This is a genomic window from Pararhizobium sp. O133 (assembly GCF_051669845.1).
Lineage (GTDB): Bacteria > Pseudomonadota > Alphaproteobacteria > Rhizobiales > Rhizobiaceae > Pararhizobium.
Map to the genome: position 1 here is coordinate 2,241,451 of NZ_CP196426.1, position 15,305 is coordinate 2,256,755.

The 15,305-nt window shown below is 61.8% G+C and carries 13 protein-coding genes; 7 read left to right on the top strand and 6 right to left on the bottom strand.

What is annotated here, in order from left to right; genetic code table 11:
* Positions 1-156: 156 nt before the first annotated feature.
* Positions 157-1,008 carry a DUF4432 family protein gene (locus ACST81_RS10745; protein WP_438753206.1) on the top strand — a complete coding sequence of 284 codons (852 nt, stop codon included), beginning with the start codon at positions 157-159 and terminating at the stop codon, positions 1,006-1,008.
* Positions 1,009-1,082: 74 nt separating this feature from the next.
* On the top strand, positions 1,083-1,421 hold the full coding sequence (locus ACST81_RS10750; protein ID WP_438753209.1) for a TIGR01244 family sulfur transferase: 339 nt from the start codon (positions 1,083-1,085) through the stop codon (positions 1,419-1,421).
* Between the two features lie 191 nt (positions 1,422-1,612).
* Here ACST81_RS10750 and ACST81_RS10755 read toward each other — a convergent pair whose 3' ends face one another.
* Genes ACST81_RS10755 through ACST81_RS10765 form a run of 3 tightly spaced genes read right to left on the bottom strand, consistent with a single transcriptional unit; the run spans position 1,613 to position 5,191 of the window.
* Positions 1,613-3,259: a thiamine pyrophosphate-binding protein gene (locus ACST81_RS10755; protein ID WP_438753211.1), complete on the bottom strand. Its 1,647-nt coding sequence runs from the start codon at positions 3,257-3,259 to the stop codon at positions 1,613-1,615.
* A gap of 33 nt (positions 3,260-3,292) precedes the next feature.
* Positions 3,293-4,246 carry a DMT family transporter gene (locus ACST81_RS10760; RefSeq protein ID WP_438753212.1) on the bottom strand — a complete coding sequence of 318 codons (954 nt, stop codon included), beginning with the start codon at positions 4,244-4,246 and terminating at the stop codon, positions 3,293-3,295.
* A 6-nt stretch (positions 4,247-4,252) separates the two neighbouring features.
* Entirely contained in the window at positions 4,253-5,191 is a 939-nt protein-coding gene (locus ACST81_RS10765) for an alpha/beta hydrolase (RefSeq protein WP_438753215.1), read from the bottom strand.
* Between the two features lie 262 nt (positions 5,192-5,453).
* On the opposite strand from ACST81_RS10765, the gene ACST81_RS10770 reads away from it, so the two are divergent.
* The 4 genes from ACST81_RS10770 (at position 5,454) to metF (ending at position 10,023) form a co-directional block, all read left to right on the top strand.
* Positions 5,454-6,152 carry a ribonuclease T2 gene (locus ACST81_RS10770; RefSeq protein WP_438753500.1) on the top strand — a complete coding sequence of 233 codons (699 nt, stop codon included), beginning with the start codon at positions 5,454-5,456 and terminating at the stop codon, positions 6,150-6,152.
* A gap of 92 nt (positions 6,153-6,244) precedes the next feature.
* Positions 6,245-7,894, top strand: coding sequence for an energy-dependent translational throttle protein EttA (gene ettA / locus ACST81_RS10775; RefSeq protein ID WP_438753217.1), 1,650 nt, complete (start codon positions 6,245-6,247; stop codon positions 7,892-7,894).
* 178 nt (positions 7,895-8,072) lie between these two features.
* Positions 8,073-9,101: an ArsR/SmtB family transcription factor gene (locus ACST81_RS10780; RefSeq protein WP_438753220.1), complete on the top strand. Its 1,029-nt coding sequence runs from the start codon at positions 8,073-8,075 to the stop codon at positions 9,099-9,101.
* Between the two features lies 1 nt (position 9,102).
* Positions 9,103-10,023, top strand: a complete 921-nt coding sequence (metF, locus tag ACST81_RS10785; RefSeq protein ID WP_438753222.1) for a methylenetetrahydrofolate reductase [NAD(P)H] — start codon at positions 9,103-9,105, stop codon at positions 10,021-10,023.
* Positions 10,024-10,535: 512 nt separating this feature from the next.
* On the opposite strand, the gene ACST81_RS10790 is transcribed toward metF, so the two are convergent.
* Complete coding sequence (locus ACST81_RS10790) at positions 10,536-11,474, bottom strand: DMT family transporter (protein ID WP_438753225.1); 939 nt, start codon at positions 11,472-11,474, stop codon at positions 10,536-10,538.
* A gap of 95 nt (positions 11,475-11,569) precedes the next feature.
* On the opposite strand from ACST81_RS10790, the gene ACST81_RS10795 reads away from it, so the two are divergent.
* Positions 11,570-12,967 carry a cation:proton antiporter gene (locus ACST81_RS10795; RefSeq protein WP_438753503.1) on the top strand — a complete coding sequence of 466 codons (1,398 nt, stop codon included), beginning with the start codon at positions 11,570-11,572 and terminating at the stop codon, positions 12,965-12,967.
* Here ACST81_RS10795 and ACST81_RS10800 read toward each other — a convergent pair.
* Complete coding sequence (locus tag ACST81_RS10800; RefSeq protein ID WP_438753226.1) at positions 12,964-14,172, bottom strand: lytic murein transglycosylase; 1,209 nt, start codon at positions 14,170-14,172, stop codon at positions 12,964-12,966. The two genes, ACST81_RS10795 and ACST81_RS10800, sit on opposite strands and share 4 nt — an antisense overlap.
* 151 nt (positions 14,173-14,323) lie before the next feature.
* Positions 14,324-15,118 carry a glycoside hydrolase family 25 protein gene (locus ACST81_RS10805; protein ID WP_438753227.1) on the bottom strand — a complete coding sequence of 265 codons (795 nt, stop codon included), beginning with the start codon at positions 15,116-15,118 and terminating at the stop codon, positions 14,324-14,326.
* Between the last annotated feature and the right edge of the window lie 187 nt (positions 15,119-15,305).

Here is a 15,305-nt window from a genome sequence, read left to right on the forward strand (position 1 = left end):
TGAATAAACTGAATTCATTATGAACAGTTCCCTAAAATCCATGAATTTCGGTGTGTTGGCCTTTTTCGGCAGGTGAACCGTTGGCGGCCCTGCGCTACCCTCTTAGAGCATGGCCGCGGCGATTCCCGCCGCGCGAAACCTGGTAGAGGATTGCGTATGCCCATCACGACATCCGGTGGCGGCGAGGGCGAATTCCAGATCCTGCTCGACCGACAGTCGGCGCTGGATATCGGCGCTTTTGTGATCGATGGTGTCGATATCTCCCCGGGAATTGCCATTCCGTCGGACGGCGACCGCCGTATCGACCATGCGCTGCAGGGCTTCTTCTTCACCTGCGGCCCCGACCACATCCGCCATCCGGAGTCGATCGAAGGAGATGCGGAGGGACGGATATTTCCCTTGCACGGGTCGCTCTGTGCAACGCCGGTCGGCTGGACCCGAATGGCGGAAGCGGACGAGGCGCCCGGCTGTTCCGGAGAAACCGACGTCCAGCTTGCGGGTGGCGGAACGGCGCGTGTCTTGCGGCGGTGGTCGATCAATCCCGATACGTCCGAAGTCATGCTGGCGGACCGGATCACCAATACCGGCGACCGGCCGTTTCCGCCGATGCTGATGTATCACATGAATATCGGTGGCTGGCTGATGGGTGAGCAAACGCGGATTTCCGGAACCATGTTTTCGGGAGAAACACGCTCCTGGCGTTTTGGCGAAGGAGAGCGCGCGCATTTCTGCCTGCCCGCCGCAGCATCCGCCGAGAACGGCTGGGCAAGCGTAACGCTCGGTCCGTTCGAGACCCTGTCCGGACGCTCGCTGACCGTCCGCTTCTTGACGGACACCCTGCCATACCTGCAGATGTGGCGATGCCAGCGGGGTTCGGCCGACGTCGTCAGCATCGAGCCGGTCTCGCACCGGATCGCCAAACGCACGGAACTCGCCGCCGCTGGCGAAATGTCGCTGCTTGGGCCGGGGAATAGCATCGACTACGCGCTGGCGTTCCAGATCGGCTGAGCCGCTTTCCGATTGACGCATCATACCGCCGGTCTTACATCAGTCCGGGCATCATTTTCGAGGAAGGCTTTCCCATGGACATTCGCCAGATCAACGATGAATATTCGGTCACCGGTCAGATTTCGGTCGAGGATCTCGACGCGATCAAAGCCATGGGTTTCAAGTCCATCGTCTGCCATCGCCCGGATTTCGAGCAGCCCGACCAGCCGCAATTTGAAACGATCGCCGCCCGCGCCAAAGAACTCGGCCTCGACATCACCCATATTCCGATCGGCCCGATGGGCGTGACGGAGGATGCCGTGCGTGGGATGGTTGATGCTCTCGACACGTTCGAGCGCCCCATGCTCGGCTACTGCCGCTCCGGCGCCCGCTCCACCAACGTTTACCAGCAGACCCAGCATCTGCGCGGGTGATCTTTTCTGGTCAGCGGACTGTCCGACGCTACCGCCCCTCATCCGGCCTGTAGGCCACCTTCTCCCCGTTTTGACGGGGAGAAGGGACAAGCGGCAAACTCTGTCGTTCCCTCTCCCCGTCAAAACGGGGAGAGGGCTAGGGTGAGGGGCAAATCAGCGAGAAGCGTGGCAAGGGCGGCAGCCCTGTAAACCTACCCATTCCGGATCTGCGAGAGTGTCCGCGTCGGCGTGATGGCTTCCGGATCGAGCCGGATCTCGATGATCGACGGTTTGCCGCTCGCCCGCGCGCGCAGGAAGGCATCGGCGAACTCTGATGTCTTTTCCACCAGTTCACCGTGGCCGCCATAGGCGCGGGCGAAGGCGGCGAAATCGGGGTTGGTAAGGTCGGTGCCGCTGACCCGGCCCGGGTATTCCCGCTCCTGGTGCATGCGGATGGTGCCGTAGATGCCGTTGTTGATGACCAGCGTGATGATCGGCAGGTTGTAGCGCACCGCGGTCGCGAACTCCTGGCCGTGCATCATGAAACAGCCGTCGCCGGCAAAGCAGATCACCTCGCGGTCCGGAAACAGATGCTTGGCCGCGACTGCCGCCGGCAGGCCGTAGCCCATGGAGCCGGAGGTCGGCGCGGCCTGTGTGTTGAACCGACGGAACCGATGGAACCGATGCACCCAGGTCGCATAGTTGCCGGCGCCATTGGTGAAGATCGTATCCTTGGCGGTATTCTCCTCGATGAAGCGCATGATCGGCCCCATCTGCACATCGCCTGGCCCGGTTTCCGGCGGGGTCGACCAGGCGAGATAGGCCTGGTGCATCGCCGCTGCCCGGCCGTTGCCTGCCGGGTTTGCCGCAGGGGTCAGTGTTTCAAGCGCGGCCGCGAAATCCGAGGGTGACGCGACGATCGCCAGATCCGGGCGATAGACGCGGCCGAGTTCGCTTGGGTCCGGATGGACATGGACCAGCGTCTGGCGTGGGTAGGGGATATCGATCAGCGAATAGCCGGACGACGGCATTTCGGAAAACCGGCCGCCGATGAGGAGTACCAGATCGGCCTCGTGAATTTCCTTCGCCAGGGCAGGATTGATGCCGATCCCGACATCGCCGGCATAATTGGGATGCAGGTGATCGAACAGCATCTGGCGCCGGAAGGAGCAGCCGACGGGGAGATCGAACCGCTCCGCGAAAGCCTGGAACTGACGGACGGCATCCTCCGTCCAGCGCGTGCCGCCGAGGATGGCGACCGGGCGCTCAGCCTTGGCGAGCAGGGTTTCGAGCGCCGCCATCTGGCCGGGGCCGGGATGGCTCTCCACCGGCTGGTAGGGACGTGCGGCGACCGCTTCGGTCTTCTGTGTCAGCATGTCCTCCGGCAGGGTCAGAACCACGGGGCCGGGGCGACCGGAAGTTGCGATGGCGAAGGCGCGGGTGACGAATTCGGGAATGCGGGCGGGATCATCGATCTCGCCCACCCATTTGGCGATCTCGGTGAAGGCGCGGCGATACTCGATCTCCTGGAAAGCTTCGCGTTCACGGGCTTCGCGCTGAACCTGGCCGATGAACAGGATCATCGGGATCGAATCCTGTCTTGAAATATGCAGGCCGGCGGACGCATTCATGGCGCCGGGTCCGCGCGTGACCATGCAGATGCCGGGCTCTCCCGTCAGCCGGCCCCAGGTATCGGCCATCATTGCCGCGCCGCCTTCCTGGCGGCAGACGACAACGTCGATATCGGTGTCATGGAGCGCGTCGAGCACGGCGAGATAGCTCTCCCCCGGCACGCAGGACACCCGCTTGACGCCGTTCGCCTTCAGCGCCTCGACGATCAGTTCTCCGCCTGTCTTCATATCCGCTCCTCCCAAAAGCCTAAAACCATATTCTTAGATGGCCGGTGATACCGGCGCGATACCAGCGCTCTTGTTGATCCTGCGTTCGCGCCAGATGATGTAGAGACCGGAGGCGATGATGATCGCAATCCCCAGCCATTTCAGGGCATCCGGCAAGTCGCCGAACACCAGCCAGCCGAAGATCGTCGCCGAGACGATTTCCAGATATTGCAAAGGTGCCAGCACCGAGGCCGGCGCGGCGCGGTAGGCATAGACGCCGAGCACGCCGGAAATCGTCGCCACGACGCCGACGCAGAGCAGGTAGAGGCTGGCGGTCATATCCGGCGTGACCGGATCGAAGACCGCCGAACCCGTCCCCTCGCCAAACAACAGCAGCAGGCCGCAGAACAGCGCGCCCCACAAGCCGGCATGGAACTGCATCGACCAGGGATCCTCGCTCTGGGCGACCATGCGCGTCACCAGCAGGAAGATCGCCAGGCCGAAGCCCGAAACGATGGGCAAAAGCGCGATCCAGCCGACTTCCTCCATGCTCGGCTGGATGACCAGCAGCGCGCCGAGAAAGCCGACGGCGCAGGCCGTGTAGCGCCGCCAGCCGATGGTTTCCTTCAGGAAGATGCTGCCGAGAATGGTGAGGATGATCGGCTCGACGAAGAAGATGGCGATGGCATCGGCAACCTCCATCACCTTCAGCGTGGTGATGAAGGAGAGCATGGTGATCAACAGCAGGCCGCCGCGCAGCATGTGCAACCCGGTCTTCTTCCATGTCAGGTCAAACAGCGTGCCGCGCAACAGCACGATGGGCAGGATGAAGACCATCTGCAGCACGAAGCGGATCGCCGTGATCTGTGCTGATGGAATAGTGGCGATCGCCAGCTTGGAAAAGATATCGATCAGCGGCGCGATCAGGACCGCGATCACCATCAGGCCCAGCCCGAACGAAACGTCGCCGCTTTTCGCAAATGATGATGGTGAGGTGAGACTGGTCATGCGTCGTCAGATCCGCTTGTCCGCGATGATCGCCAGAGACCAGTCGGCAAAGTCCCGCATCGCGCGATCACGCTCGGTTTCGTTCAGCGTCTCGTGGCGCATCGTCGGATAGATGGTCGTTGTCACGCGCTCGAAGCCGGTCGCGACCATACGCTGCGAAAGCCAGTGGATTTCGCGCCCGCCGTTCGTCGCTGGATCCTCCCCGCCGCCAACGAGGTGGATGGGCAGGGCTGATGGCAGTTTCCGCAGGCGATCCGGCCTGACGCCCGAAAATGTCAGGTCGAACAGGTCGATCCACATCGAAACGCTGGCATCGAAGCCGCAGAGCGGATCGTTGATGTAGAGCGCCACTTCCGCCGGGTCATGCGAGAGCCAGTCGAAATCGGTCGTACGGCCGGCGATCGATTTGCCCCAGGCGCCGAAGGTGAGCTTTGGCAGCACGCCGCTCGGCACGTCCGAGCCTTTCAACATTTTCTCCACGGCAAGAATGACCTGCGCGGCGCGGCCGGCGAGACCGGGATTGAAATTGGAGTTCCAGACGGCGAGCCCGGCATATCGTTTGGGATCGTCCTCGGCTGCGTTGAGAGCGATCAACCCGCCCATCGAATGGCCGAACAGAATGACCGGCAGGCCGGGATGGCTGGCGCCCACCATGTCGCGCATGGCCCGGACATCGGCCAGCACCTTGGCGAGCCCTTGCGTGCCGGCAAAACGGCCGAGCGGCGCATCGCTGGCGCGCGTCGCGCCATGACCGCGGTGGTCGTTCGCGTAGACATGAAATCCCTGCGCCGCCATGAAGGCGGCGAAGCGGGCGTAGCGGGCGGAATGTTCGGCAAGCCCGTGGCTGATCATCAGCACGCCGCGTTCCGGCGAGACGGCGCCTTGACGACGCCAGGCAAGGGCCGCGCCGCTGGGGCTTTGCAATGTCTCGACCGTGGTGAACACCCCGAATCCTCTCCCCGGTGAAGTTCCAGCTCAAAGGGTTATCAACTTGATTTATCAGGCAAAGGCAATTGCTGCATGGTGCTCGTTTTGCATCAGGTCATAAAATATCCGCCGGATGACGATTCCAGGTTGCATTTTTCTCGTTTTAGACTTCATATGATCCTGTTTTGTTCTTATTTAACGGGAGGCACTGATGAAGGGGAATGTGAAATATCTTGGGTTTGCATTGGTGTGCTGCATGAGCCTCGTCGGCATGGTGGCCATGATGACCCTGCCGGCCCTTGCGGCCGAAAAGACGTCTTCTCCGCCGCCGAAAACCCAATATATCCTCGCCGTCAGCTGGCAGCCCGGTTTTTGCGAAACGCGGCCGAAGCGCAAGGAATGCGCCGGACAAACGGCGGACCGGTTCGATGCGACGCATTTTTCCCTGCATGGTCTCTGGCCGGTGAAGAAGAGTTATTGCGGCGTGGCCGCCGATATCCGCGCCCGCGACAAGAAGGGCAGCTGGCTGGACCTGCCGCAACTGGCGATGGCGCAAGACACGGCGGCCCGTCTCCTTGTCGCCATGCCCGGAACGCAATCCGGTCTGGACCGGCACCAATGGCTGCGCAGCGGCACCTGTCAGGGCGGCACGGCGCAGGACTATTTCGCGCTTCAGCTTAAATATCTCGATGAGCTCAACGGCTCGGCGGTCCGCACCTTGTTTGCCGGCCGGATCGGCGAGGAAGTGACGGAAAGCGAGATCAAGCAGGCTTTCGACACGAGTTTCGGCGCTGGCGCCGGCGAGCGGGTGCGGATGCGTTGCCAGAAGGCGGGATCGCGCAGCGTCATTACCGGACTGACGATCGGCCTTTCGGGAGACGTTTCGGCTGGATCCGGCCTGTCGCAGTTGATCCTTGCGGCGGGCGAGACTGATTTCAAATGCGATCGGGGCACCGTCGATGCGGCCGGCATTCAGTGAATGGCGTGCTTAAAGCCGGTTTCTTCATTGCTCCGGCGGGATAATTCGCCTACATAGCGGGCAAAATCCCATTCCGTCGGAGCAGTCTGTCCATGGCACGTCAATTCATTTATCACATGTCGGGGCTGAACAAGTCCTACGGCACCAAGAAGGTCCTGGAGAACGTCCACCTGTCGTTCTACCCCGACGCCAAGATCGGTATCCTCGGTCCGAACGGTGCCGGTAAGTCGACGGTCCTGAAGATCATGGCCGGGCTCGACACCGAATATACCGGTGAAGCCTGGGTGGCCGAAGGCGCGACCGTCGGCTACCTCGCCCAGGAGCCGCATCTCGACCCGACGAAAACCGCCAAGGAAAACGTCATGGACGGCGTTGCCGACAAGACGGCGATCCTCGAGCGCTACAACGAACTGATGATGAACTATTCCGACGAGACGGCCGATGAGGGCGCACGTCTGCAAGACATCATCGACGGCCAGAATCTCTGGGATCTCGACAGCCAGGTCGAAATGGCCATGGAAGCCCTGCGCTGCCCGCCGGCCGATGCCGATGTCACCAGTCTCTCGGGTGGTGAGCGCCGCCGTATCGCCTTGTGCAAGCTTCTGCTCTCCAAGCCGGACCTGCTGTTGCTCGACGAACCAACCAACCATCTGGATGCGGAGACGATCGGCTGGCTTGAAAACCACCTGCGCCAATATTCCGGCGCCGTCATGATGATCACCCACGATCGCTACTTCCTGGACAATGTCACGGGCTGGATCCTCGAGCTCGATCGTGGCCGCGGCATCCCCTATGAAGGCAACTATTCGGCCTATCTGCTCGCCAAAGCCAAGCGCATGCAGCAGGAATCGCGTGAAGATGCGTCCCGCCAGAAGGCGATCAGCCGCGAGCAGGAATGGATCGCGTCCAGTCCCAAGGCCCGCCAGTCCAAGTCGAAGGCGCGTATCAAGGCCTATGACCAGCTGGTCGAGGCGGCCGAGAACGTCCGGCCCGGCGATGCGCAGATCATCATTCCAGTCGCCGAACGCCTCGGACAGGTCGTCATCGAGATGGAAGGCATCACCAAGGGTTACGGCGACCGCGTTCTGATCGACGATCTGACGTTGAAGTTGCCGCCGGGCGGTATCGTTGGGGTCATCGGCCCGAACGGCGCCGGCAAGACGACCCTGTTTCGCATGATCACCGGCCAGGAACAGCCCGACAGCGGTACGTTCCGCGTCGGCAATTCCGTTCAACTGAGCTATGTCGACCAGAGCCGCGACGCGCTCGACCCGAACAAGACCGTCTGGGAGGAAGTATCCGGCGGCGCCGAAGTCATCAAGCTCGGCAAGTTCGACATGAATTCGCGTGCCTATTGCGGCGCCTTCAACTTCAAGGGCACAGACCAGCAACAGAAGGTCGGCAACCTGTCGGGCGGTCAGCGCAACCGCGTCCACCTCGCCAAGATGCTGAAGTCCGGTGGCAATGTCCTGTTGCTCGACGAACCGACCAACGACCTTGACACGGAAACACTCGGTGCGCTGGAAGTGGCGCTCGAAAATTTCGCCGGCTGCGCCGTCATCATCAGCCACGATCGCATGTTCCTCGACCGTCTCGCCACGCATATCCTGGCCTTTGAAGGCGATAGCCATGTCGAATGGTTCGAAGGCAACTTCGAGGATTACGAGCAGGACAAGATCCGTCGTCTCGGCGCGGAATCGGTCAATCCAAGCCGCGTCAGCTACAAGCGCCTGACCCGTTAAACGATCGACCGCGATGATGCGTCCGTGGATGCGTGATCAGCAGCCTGTTAAGAAAATTGAAAATGGCGGTCCGGTTGGATCGCCTTTTTCGTTTGTGTGAGCCTCGTTATGACATTTCATCTTGCGACAATTTTGAAAATCACATAAACATATCTTTATGTGTTGATGAGGTTTGGAAATGGCGCGAGAGCAGGGACTGGGTTTGGATGCGTTGGTCGACGTGCTCAAGGCGGCGGGAGAGCCGACCCGCATGCGTCTTCTCGCGCTGCTCGCGGCTGGCGACCTGACCGTCACCGATCTTACCGAAATTCTCGGCCAGTCGCAGCCCCGAATCTCCCGCCACCTAAAGCTGCTGGCCGAGGTGTCGCTGATCGATCGGTATCAGGAGGGGGCCTGGGCTTATTTTCGCCTGAAGGGCGAGGGGGCGGGCGTGGCGCTGGTGCGTGGCCTCCTGTCCGCCGCCAATGCCGACGATGCCGTCCTGACGCGTGACGGCGAGCGGCTCGCGTCGCTGAAACTGACGCGCTCGGAAAAGGCGCAAGCCTATTTCAGCCGCAACGCCGCCGAATGGGATGAATTGCGGCGCCTGCATGTGAGCGAAGCGGATGTCGAGGCGGCGCTGAAGGAAATGGTCGGTCCGGAGCCGGTGGATGGCCTGCTCGATCTCGGCACCGGCACCGGCCGCATCTTGCAACTCTTCGAAGGCATCTATCAGCGGGGCGTCGGCGTCGATGCCAGCCGCGACATGCTCGCCGTCGCCCGCGCCAATCTCGACCGGGCTGGAATCACCAAGGCCTCGATCCGCCATGGTGACATCTTCAACCTTCCGCTCGACGGTCGACAGTTCGACCTCGTCACCATCCACCAGGTCCTGCATTTCCTGCAGCAGCCGGAGGCCGCGATCGCGGAAGCCGCGCGCATGCTGTCGCCCGGCGGGCGGCTGGCGATCATTGATCTTGCGCCGCACGCGCTGGAATATCTGCGGGATGACCACGCGCATGTTCGCCTCGGCTTTTCCCGGCAGACGATGACGGACTGGCTGGAGAAGGCCGGCCTGACCGTCGAGCAGGCCGTCGATCTGACGCCGGATACCGATCGCGACCGGCAGCTGACGGTGACCATCTGGCTTGCCCGCGACCAGCGGCAGGCCTCCGCATTCGATACACCGGCGGGCAAACGCGCGCTGGCCCATGCCGGGAGGACATGACATGGCGATACACACTCTTTACCCGGCGGAACGCGGAAACCTGCGGCTCTCGTTTGAATATTTCCCGCCGAAGAACGACGAGATGGAGGTCCAGCTTTTCCAGACCGTTTCCGATCTTTCGGCGTTCGGCCCTGCCTTCGTGACGATGACCTATGGCGCCGGCGGCTCGACCAAGGCGCGTTCGTTGACGGCCGTTCGGCGCATGATCAACGAGGAAGGGTGTGCCAACACGGCGGCGCATCTGACCTGCGTCGGTGCATCCCGTGCCGAGGTGGATGCGATCGTCGGCGAGTTCATCGAGAGCGGCGTGCGTCATTTCGTGGCCCTGCGCGGTGATCCGCAGGGTGGCATTGGCGCCCGTTACGAGCCTTTCCCGGATGGCTATGAGAATGCCGCAGCCTTGATCGCGGCCATCGCCTCTCGCGGCGATTTCGAGATTTCCGTCTCGGCCTATCCGGAAAAGCATCCGGAAAGCCCGAATGTCGATGCCGATATCGACATGCTCAAGCGCAAGGTCGATAGTGGCGCGACGCGGGCCCTGACGCAGTTCTTTTTTGATAACAACGATTTCGAGCGCTATCTGGAGCGGGTGCGTCGGGCGGGCATCAATATTCCGGTGGTGCCCGGTATCCTGCCGATCAACAACCTGGCGCAGGTCAGCAAGTTTGCAGCCCTCTGCGGCGCCACGGTCCCGGATGCGATCGCCACGCGGCTCATCCATCTCGACGAGAGCCCGCAGGAGCGCTTCAAGGAAGCGACTTTGATCGCCGCCGAACAGATCGTCGATCTGGCGCGCCGGGGCTTGCGCGATTTCCATGTCTATACGATGAACCGGTCGCCGCTGGTCTCGGCCGTGTGCGATCTCGTCGGCTTCGAGCGGATAAAGCCTTCCGTTCTTCAGGCGACGGGAGCGGCGGCCTGATCGTCGCCTATCCCACTGCGTTCGGCAGAAAAAAGCCCTTGAGACCAGAAGGTTTCAAGGGCTTCGTTTTTGAGGCAGCTGTTGCTCTGCGGTGATCCTTTGAGCGTTTCACCTTGCTCGATCATGCTGCAATGGATTTACGGTATTAAAGTCCTTTTCTTACCGACTGGACTGGCTCTTCAGATGAAGAGCATGGTTGCGACGAATACGAACGCTGCACTTATCATGAGGACATTCAACGAATGTGTAAGTCCCATAACCGGCCCTCCTTGCGTTGACCCCTGAAAGATAGGGTGAAAATGTCACGCGTGAAAGGAAAAGTTATGCTGCGCTGCGGAAATCGCGACTTGAGAAGGGGTTATTCACAGGCTTAAATCAATGATTAAAAAGGCCTTTATCCGCCGCCACAATTTTTTCACAATGTCTTAAGCCTGGTTAATGTAACGCGCTGAAATGCGCCGTGAGTGACCGATTAGACACATGCGCGCGGTCATCTATTCCTCCCGATTCCGTCACGCCCGGCGGCGGCGCTGCAGGATTCGTCCATCGAGAACCACGAGCCCGCCGGCAATCAGCAGCATGCCGGCGACGTCGGTCGGTTCCAAAGTTTCACCGAGGAAGAGGAAGCCGAGGAGGATGGCGCTCGGCGGGACCAGCAGCGTCACCAGCGAGGTGTTGGTAGCGCCGGCGCGGCTCATGATGCGGAAAAACAGGATATAGCCGTAGGCAGTCGAAATGAGCGCGAGCGCCAGAACGGCCAGCATCGAGGTCATCGGCGGTACAGCCAGTGTCCAGGGCCGATCGATGGCGAGCGACAGCGGCAGCATGATCAGTGATGACGCCGTCAACTGCCCGGCCGCCGTCACAGGTGCCGCCAGCCCACGAAAACGCTTGCCATAGGTCGCGGCAAAGCCGTAGCTGACGGCAGCGATCACGGGAAACAGCAAGGCCCAGAGCGGAATAGTGCTGCCGGACGCGGTCAGGCCCGGCAGGGCGCTCGGGCCGATCAGCACGGCGGTGCCGGCGAGGCCGAGCAGGCAGCCGGCGATCTTGGCAAGGCTCAGCTTCTCGTCCTGCGTCCACGCGTTGGCGATCAGCACAGTCCAGACCGGCGTCGTGGCGTTCAGGATGGCCGCCAGCCCGGCGCCGATCTGCGTCTGGCCGAGAAAGATGAAAGTGTGCGGAATGGCGTTGTTGATCAGCCCCATCAGCAGGAATTGCGGCCATCGAGCAGCAAGCTCACGATAAATGTCGAAGCGGCCGAAGACATAGATGTGCAGGGCGAGTGCCGCGAGCGCCACGCGCAGCAGGACGAGCGTGAAGGCCGGCACATGCTGGATGGCGATGCGCGCGAAGAAGAACGAGCCGCCCCAGATCAGCCCGAGCAGCGCCAGCAGCCCCCAGGTGGCGAGTGTCATCCTGTTCTGTATGTCGCCCGTTTTTGTCTGCATTCGGCTTGACCTTCCCCTGTCTCCTCCGGATCATGGTCAGGGTTAAGGCCTGATATGGAAATTTGCCACCCGATTCTTGGGGGTGGGCCGTGACGATGAAGGACGATCTGCTGGAGCCGCTTGCGACACAATCGATTGCCGCTGCCGCGCATGAGGGGCAGGGGCTCATCTCCATTGCGATCGTGGTTGCTGTGGCGGCCCTCCTGGGGCTCGGGTTCCTGCGCCTGCGCCAGCCGCCGCTGGTCGGCTTCATCCTCGCCGGCGTGGCGCTCGGGCCGACCGGCTTCGGCTTCATTTCCTCGAGCGGCAATGTCACGCTGCTCGCTGAAATGGGCGTCGTCGTCCTCCTCTTCTTCATCGGCATGGAATTGTCGATCAAGGCCTTCGTGCTCAGCCTGCGGCAATCGGTTCTGGTGGCCGGCGGTCAGGTGGTCGCCGCCATCGCTGCGGCGGGCCTCATCCCGCTGATCACCGGGGCGAGCCTCGCCGAGGGGCTCATCCTCGGTTTCGTCATCGCCATGTCCTCGACGGTCGTCGCCATGAAGATGCTGGAGGATATGGGGGAATTGCGCAGCGAAACCGGCCGGATCGCGGTCGGCGTGCTGATCGCCCAGGATATCGCCGTCGTGCCCATGCTGATTCTCGTTTCGAGCCTGGGTGGTGAGGAGCAGAACATCGGCCTGATCGTCGCGAAGATCGTCATCGCCATCTCCATTCTCGCCGCGCTGCTCTGGTGGTTCGGCCATCGGGGAAAATTGAAGATTCCGTTCAGTGCGGAGATGGAAGACAAGGTCGAGATTCTGGCGCTCGGCGCGCTGGCCGTCTGTTTCGGAGCGGCGGCGATCTCGGGTCTTGCCGGCATGTCGCCGGCCTACGGCGCCTTTCTCGCGGGCATCGTCATCGGCAATTCCACTCTGCGCAGCCGCGTCATTCCGGTGATCGAGCCAATCCAGAGCGTGCTGCTCGTCGTTTTCTTCCTGTCGATCGGGCTGCTGATCGATCTCGATTTCATCGCGGCAAATTTCTGGTCTGTGTTGTTCGGCGCGCTGTTCGTTGTGGCAGCCAAGACGGTGCTGAACATCTTCCTGTTGCGCAAGACCGGGTCGTCACCACAGATCGCGTTGGTCGCCGGCCTGTCCATGGCGCAGATCGGCGAGTTTTCGTTCGTGCTGGCAGCCGCCGGCCTTGGCGCCGGCGTGTTGCGGTTCGAGACCTACAAGGTGGCGATCGCCGTCACTGCGTTGTCGCTGTTGGTCTCGCCGCTCTGGGTCAACATGATGCACAGGCTGGAAAACATCGCGTCGGAGCACCTGCAGACCTATCGGGAGGCCTTTGCGATCGCCTATGGGCGGGAATTGAGAGAGTTGTCAAAGCGGGGCGCTGCCCTTGATGGAGCCCGCTGGTCGCTCTGGGTGCGTTACCGCGCCTTTCGTCTTGCCCGCCACCACCGGCGGCGGGCGAAGATATCGACCGAAAGTCGGAACGACGATTAAAGCGCGTCGAGAACGGCCTGGGTTGCCCAGCCGTCGGCGGGCAGGCCGAGGCGCAGTTGCTCCTTCTGCAGCGCGGCGCGCGTACCAGCGCCGAGGATGCCGTCGATCTTGCCGACATCGTGGCCCATGCCCTGCAGCTTGGTCTGCAGCGCCTTCATGCCGTCGTCGCTGAGGCCCGGCTCCGGATGGTGCGTGTCATAGGGCGGTGCGCCGGCAAGCCGGGTGGCGAAATAGGCGGCCGATGTCGTGTAGATGAACGACTGGTTCCACTCGAGATAGACGTTGAAATTCGGATAGGTCAGAAAGGCGACGCCGTGGCGGCCCTGTGGGATGACCAGCGAGGCGGCGAGCTGCGGGAAGGCGGTGTTGCCATCGCGCGGGGCGACGCCAAGCTTGAACCAGTCGCCGGCCGTCATGCCGGTCTGCAACCCGGTTTTCTCCCAGGGCAGGTTTTCCGGCAGGTTCACTTCCTGGATCCATGGCTGGCCGGCGGTGAATCCGAGGCTCTTGATGAACTTGGCGGCCGTCAGGATCGCATCCGGCGAGCTCTGCTTGAGGTTGACATGACCGTCGCCGTCTCCGTCCATGCCCTGCGCGATGATGTCTTCCGGCAGCATCTGCACCTGGCCGATTTCACCGGCCCAGGCGCCCGTCGTCGTGCCGGGGTCGAGATCACCGTGCTGGACCATCTCGATCGCGGCGATCAGTTGCGGCCGGAACACTTCCGGGCGGCGGCAGTCATGCGCCAGCGTCACCAGGGCGTTGCGGGTGTTGAAGTCGCCCTGGACGGCGCCGAAATCGGTTTCCATTGCCCAGAAGGCGGTGATAACAGGGGCGGGGACGCCGAATTCCTTCTCGGCACGATCGAAGACCGCGGCATATTCCTTCATCTTCCTGGCGCCAATATCGAGGCGCGCCTTGCTGACGGTGCGCTGCGAGAATTCGGTGAAGCTCTGCTTGAAGACGCCCTGCGCGCGGTCGCGGCCCAGCACCTTTTCTGAAATCGCGGCACCGGCCAACGCGCGGTCGACTGCGTCGGCCGGGATGCCTTTGCCGATCGCCTCGGCTTTTACGCCTTCCAGAAAGACGGCGAGATCGCCGCCGCAGGGTGCGGCTGGCGGGGCGGCTTCTTGGGCAAGCGCGGTGGAGGTCAAAAGGGTGAGAAAACCGATCGAGAGAACGGAGCGCAGTGTGGCGCGTGTCATCGCAAGTCCTTGTTGGCAGGGCGGGTTGTCAGGTCGTAACCGGCCGGGCTCGACCGAACAGAGAGGGCCGATGCCGTCGCGGCAAGGTATGAGAGCCGCTGTCGCACGGCAATGGGGCTGAAAGAAGAATTACCGTGTCTGACGCGGAAATTTACGGTGTCGGTCGCGGTTTCGAGACGGCGGAGACCCAATTCTTCCAGTTTTTCTGTGATCCGGCAAAGACGTTGATGTCGGTATTGCCTGCAATGCCGGGAATGACGCCGGTGCTGGTATATTGCCAGAAGGCCCAGCGGCGCTCCTCATAGATTTTTGTCGGGTGCGCGGCGACCGAGCGGACCCAGAAATGATAGTCGTTGAACTGGCCGACGAGATTGTCGCGGTGGAAGTCCACCGAGGTATAAATGATCGGGCGCTTGCCGTAATGGGCTTCCAACCGGTCCATGAAGCGCTTCATTTCGGTCTGCACCGTCAGCGACGACGGCCGATAGGTGCAGGTCTTGGATTCGCCGTTCCATTCCACGTCGAGGACCGGCGGCAGGTAGACCGCGCTCTTCGGCACATTGGCAATGAACCAATCGGCCTGCTGATCGGCCGTCGAACAGAAATAGTAGAAATGGTAGGGGGCATAGGGCAGGCCGGCGGCGCGGGCCCTCTGCCAGTATTCGTTGAACTTGGCATCGACTCGATCCTTGCCCTCCGTCGCCTTGATGAAGGCGAAGGAGACGCCGGATGCCTTTACCTTGGTCCAGTCGACATCGCCCTGCCATTTGGAGACGTCGATGCCGTGGATATTGTGGTGGTGCGGCGTGCGCGCGCCGAAGTCCTGCGGATCCTTGTCATGGAATTTCGGCGGGATCGATGCCGTCGAGACGAGATCGTAATCCGTCGTCGAGCAGGCGGACAGAAGCGTCACAATGGGCAGCAGAGCCAGGAAAAGCCGGCGCATGAGGTATCCGTTTTCTAACGATCGACGACGTTGCCTCACACGATGATACCCGCTGTTATGATCATCCCCAGGAGGCGTGAACCTCATATTCACCATATCATCGTAAAAATTGGGTTAGTTTCAAGCACAATCACCGAATCCACGTCTGCGGCAGTCGAGCGTGGAAGCAGGGATGATCATGACGCAG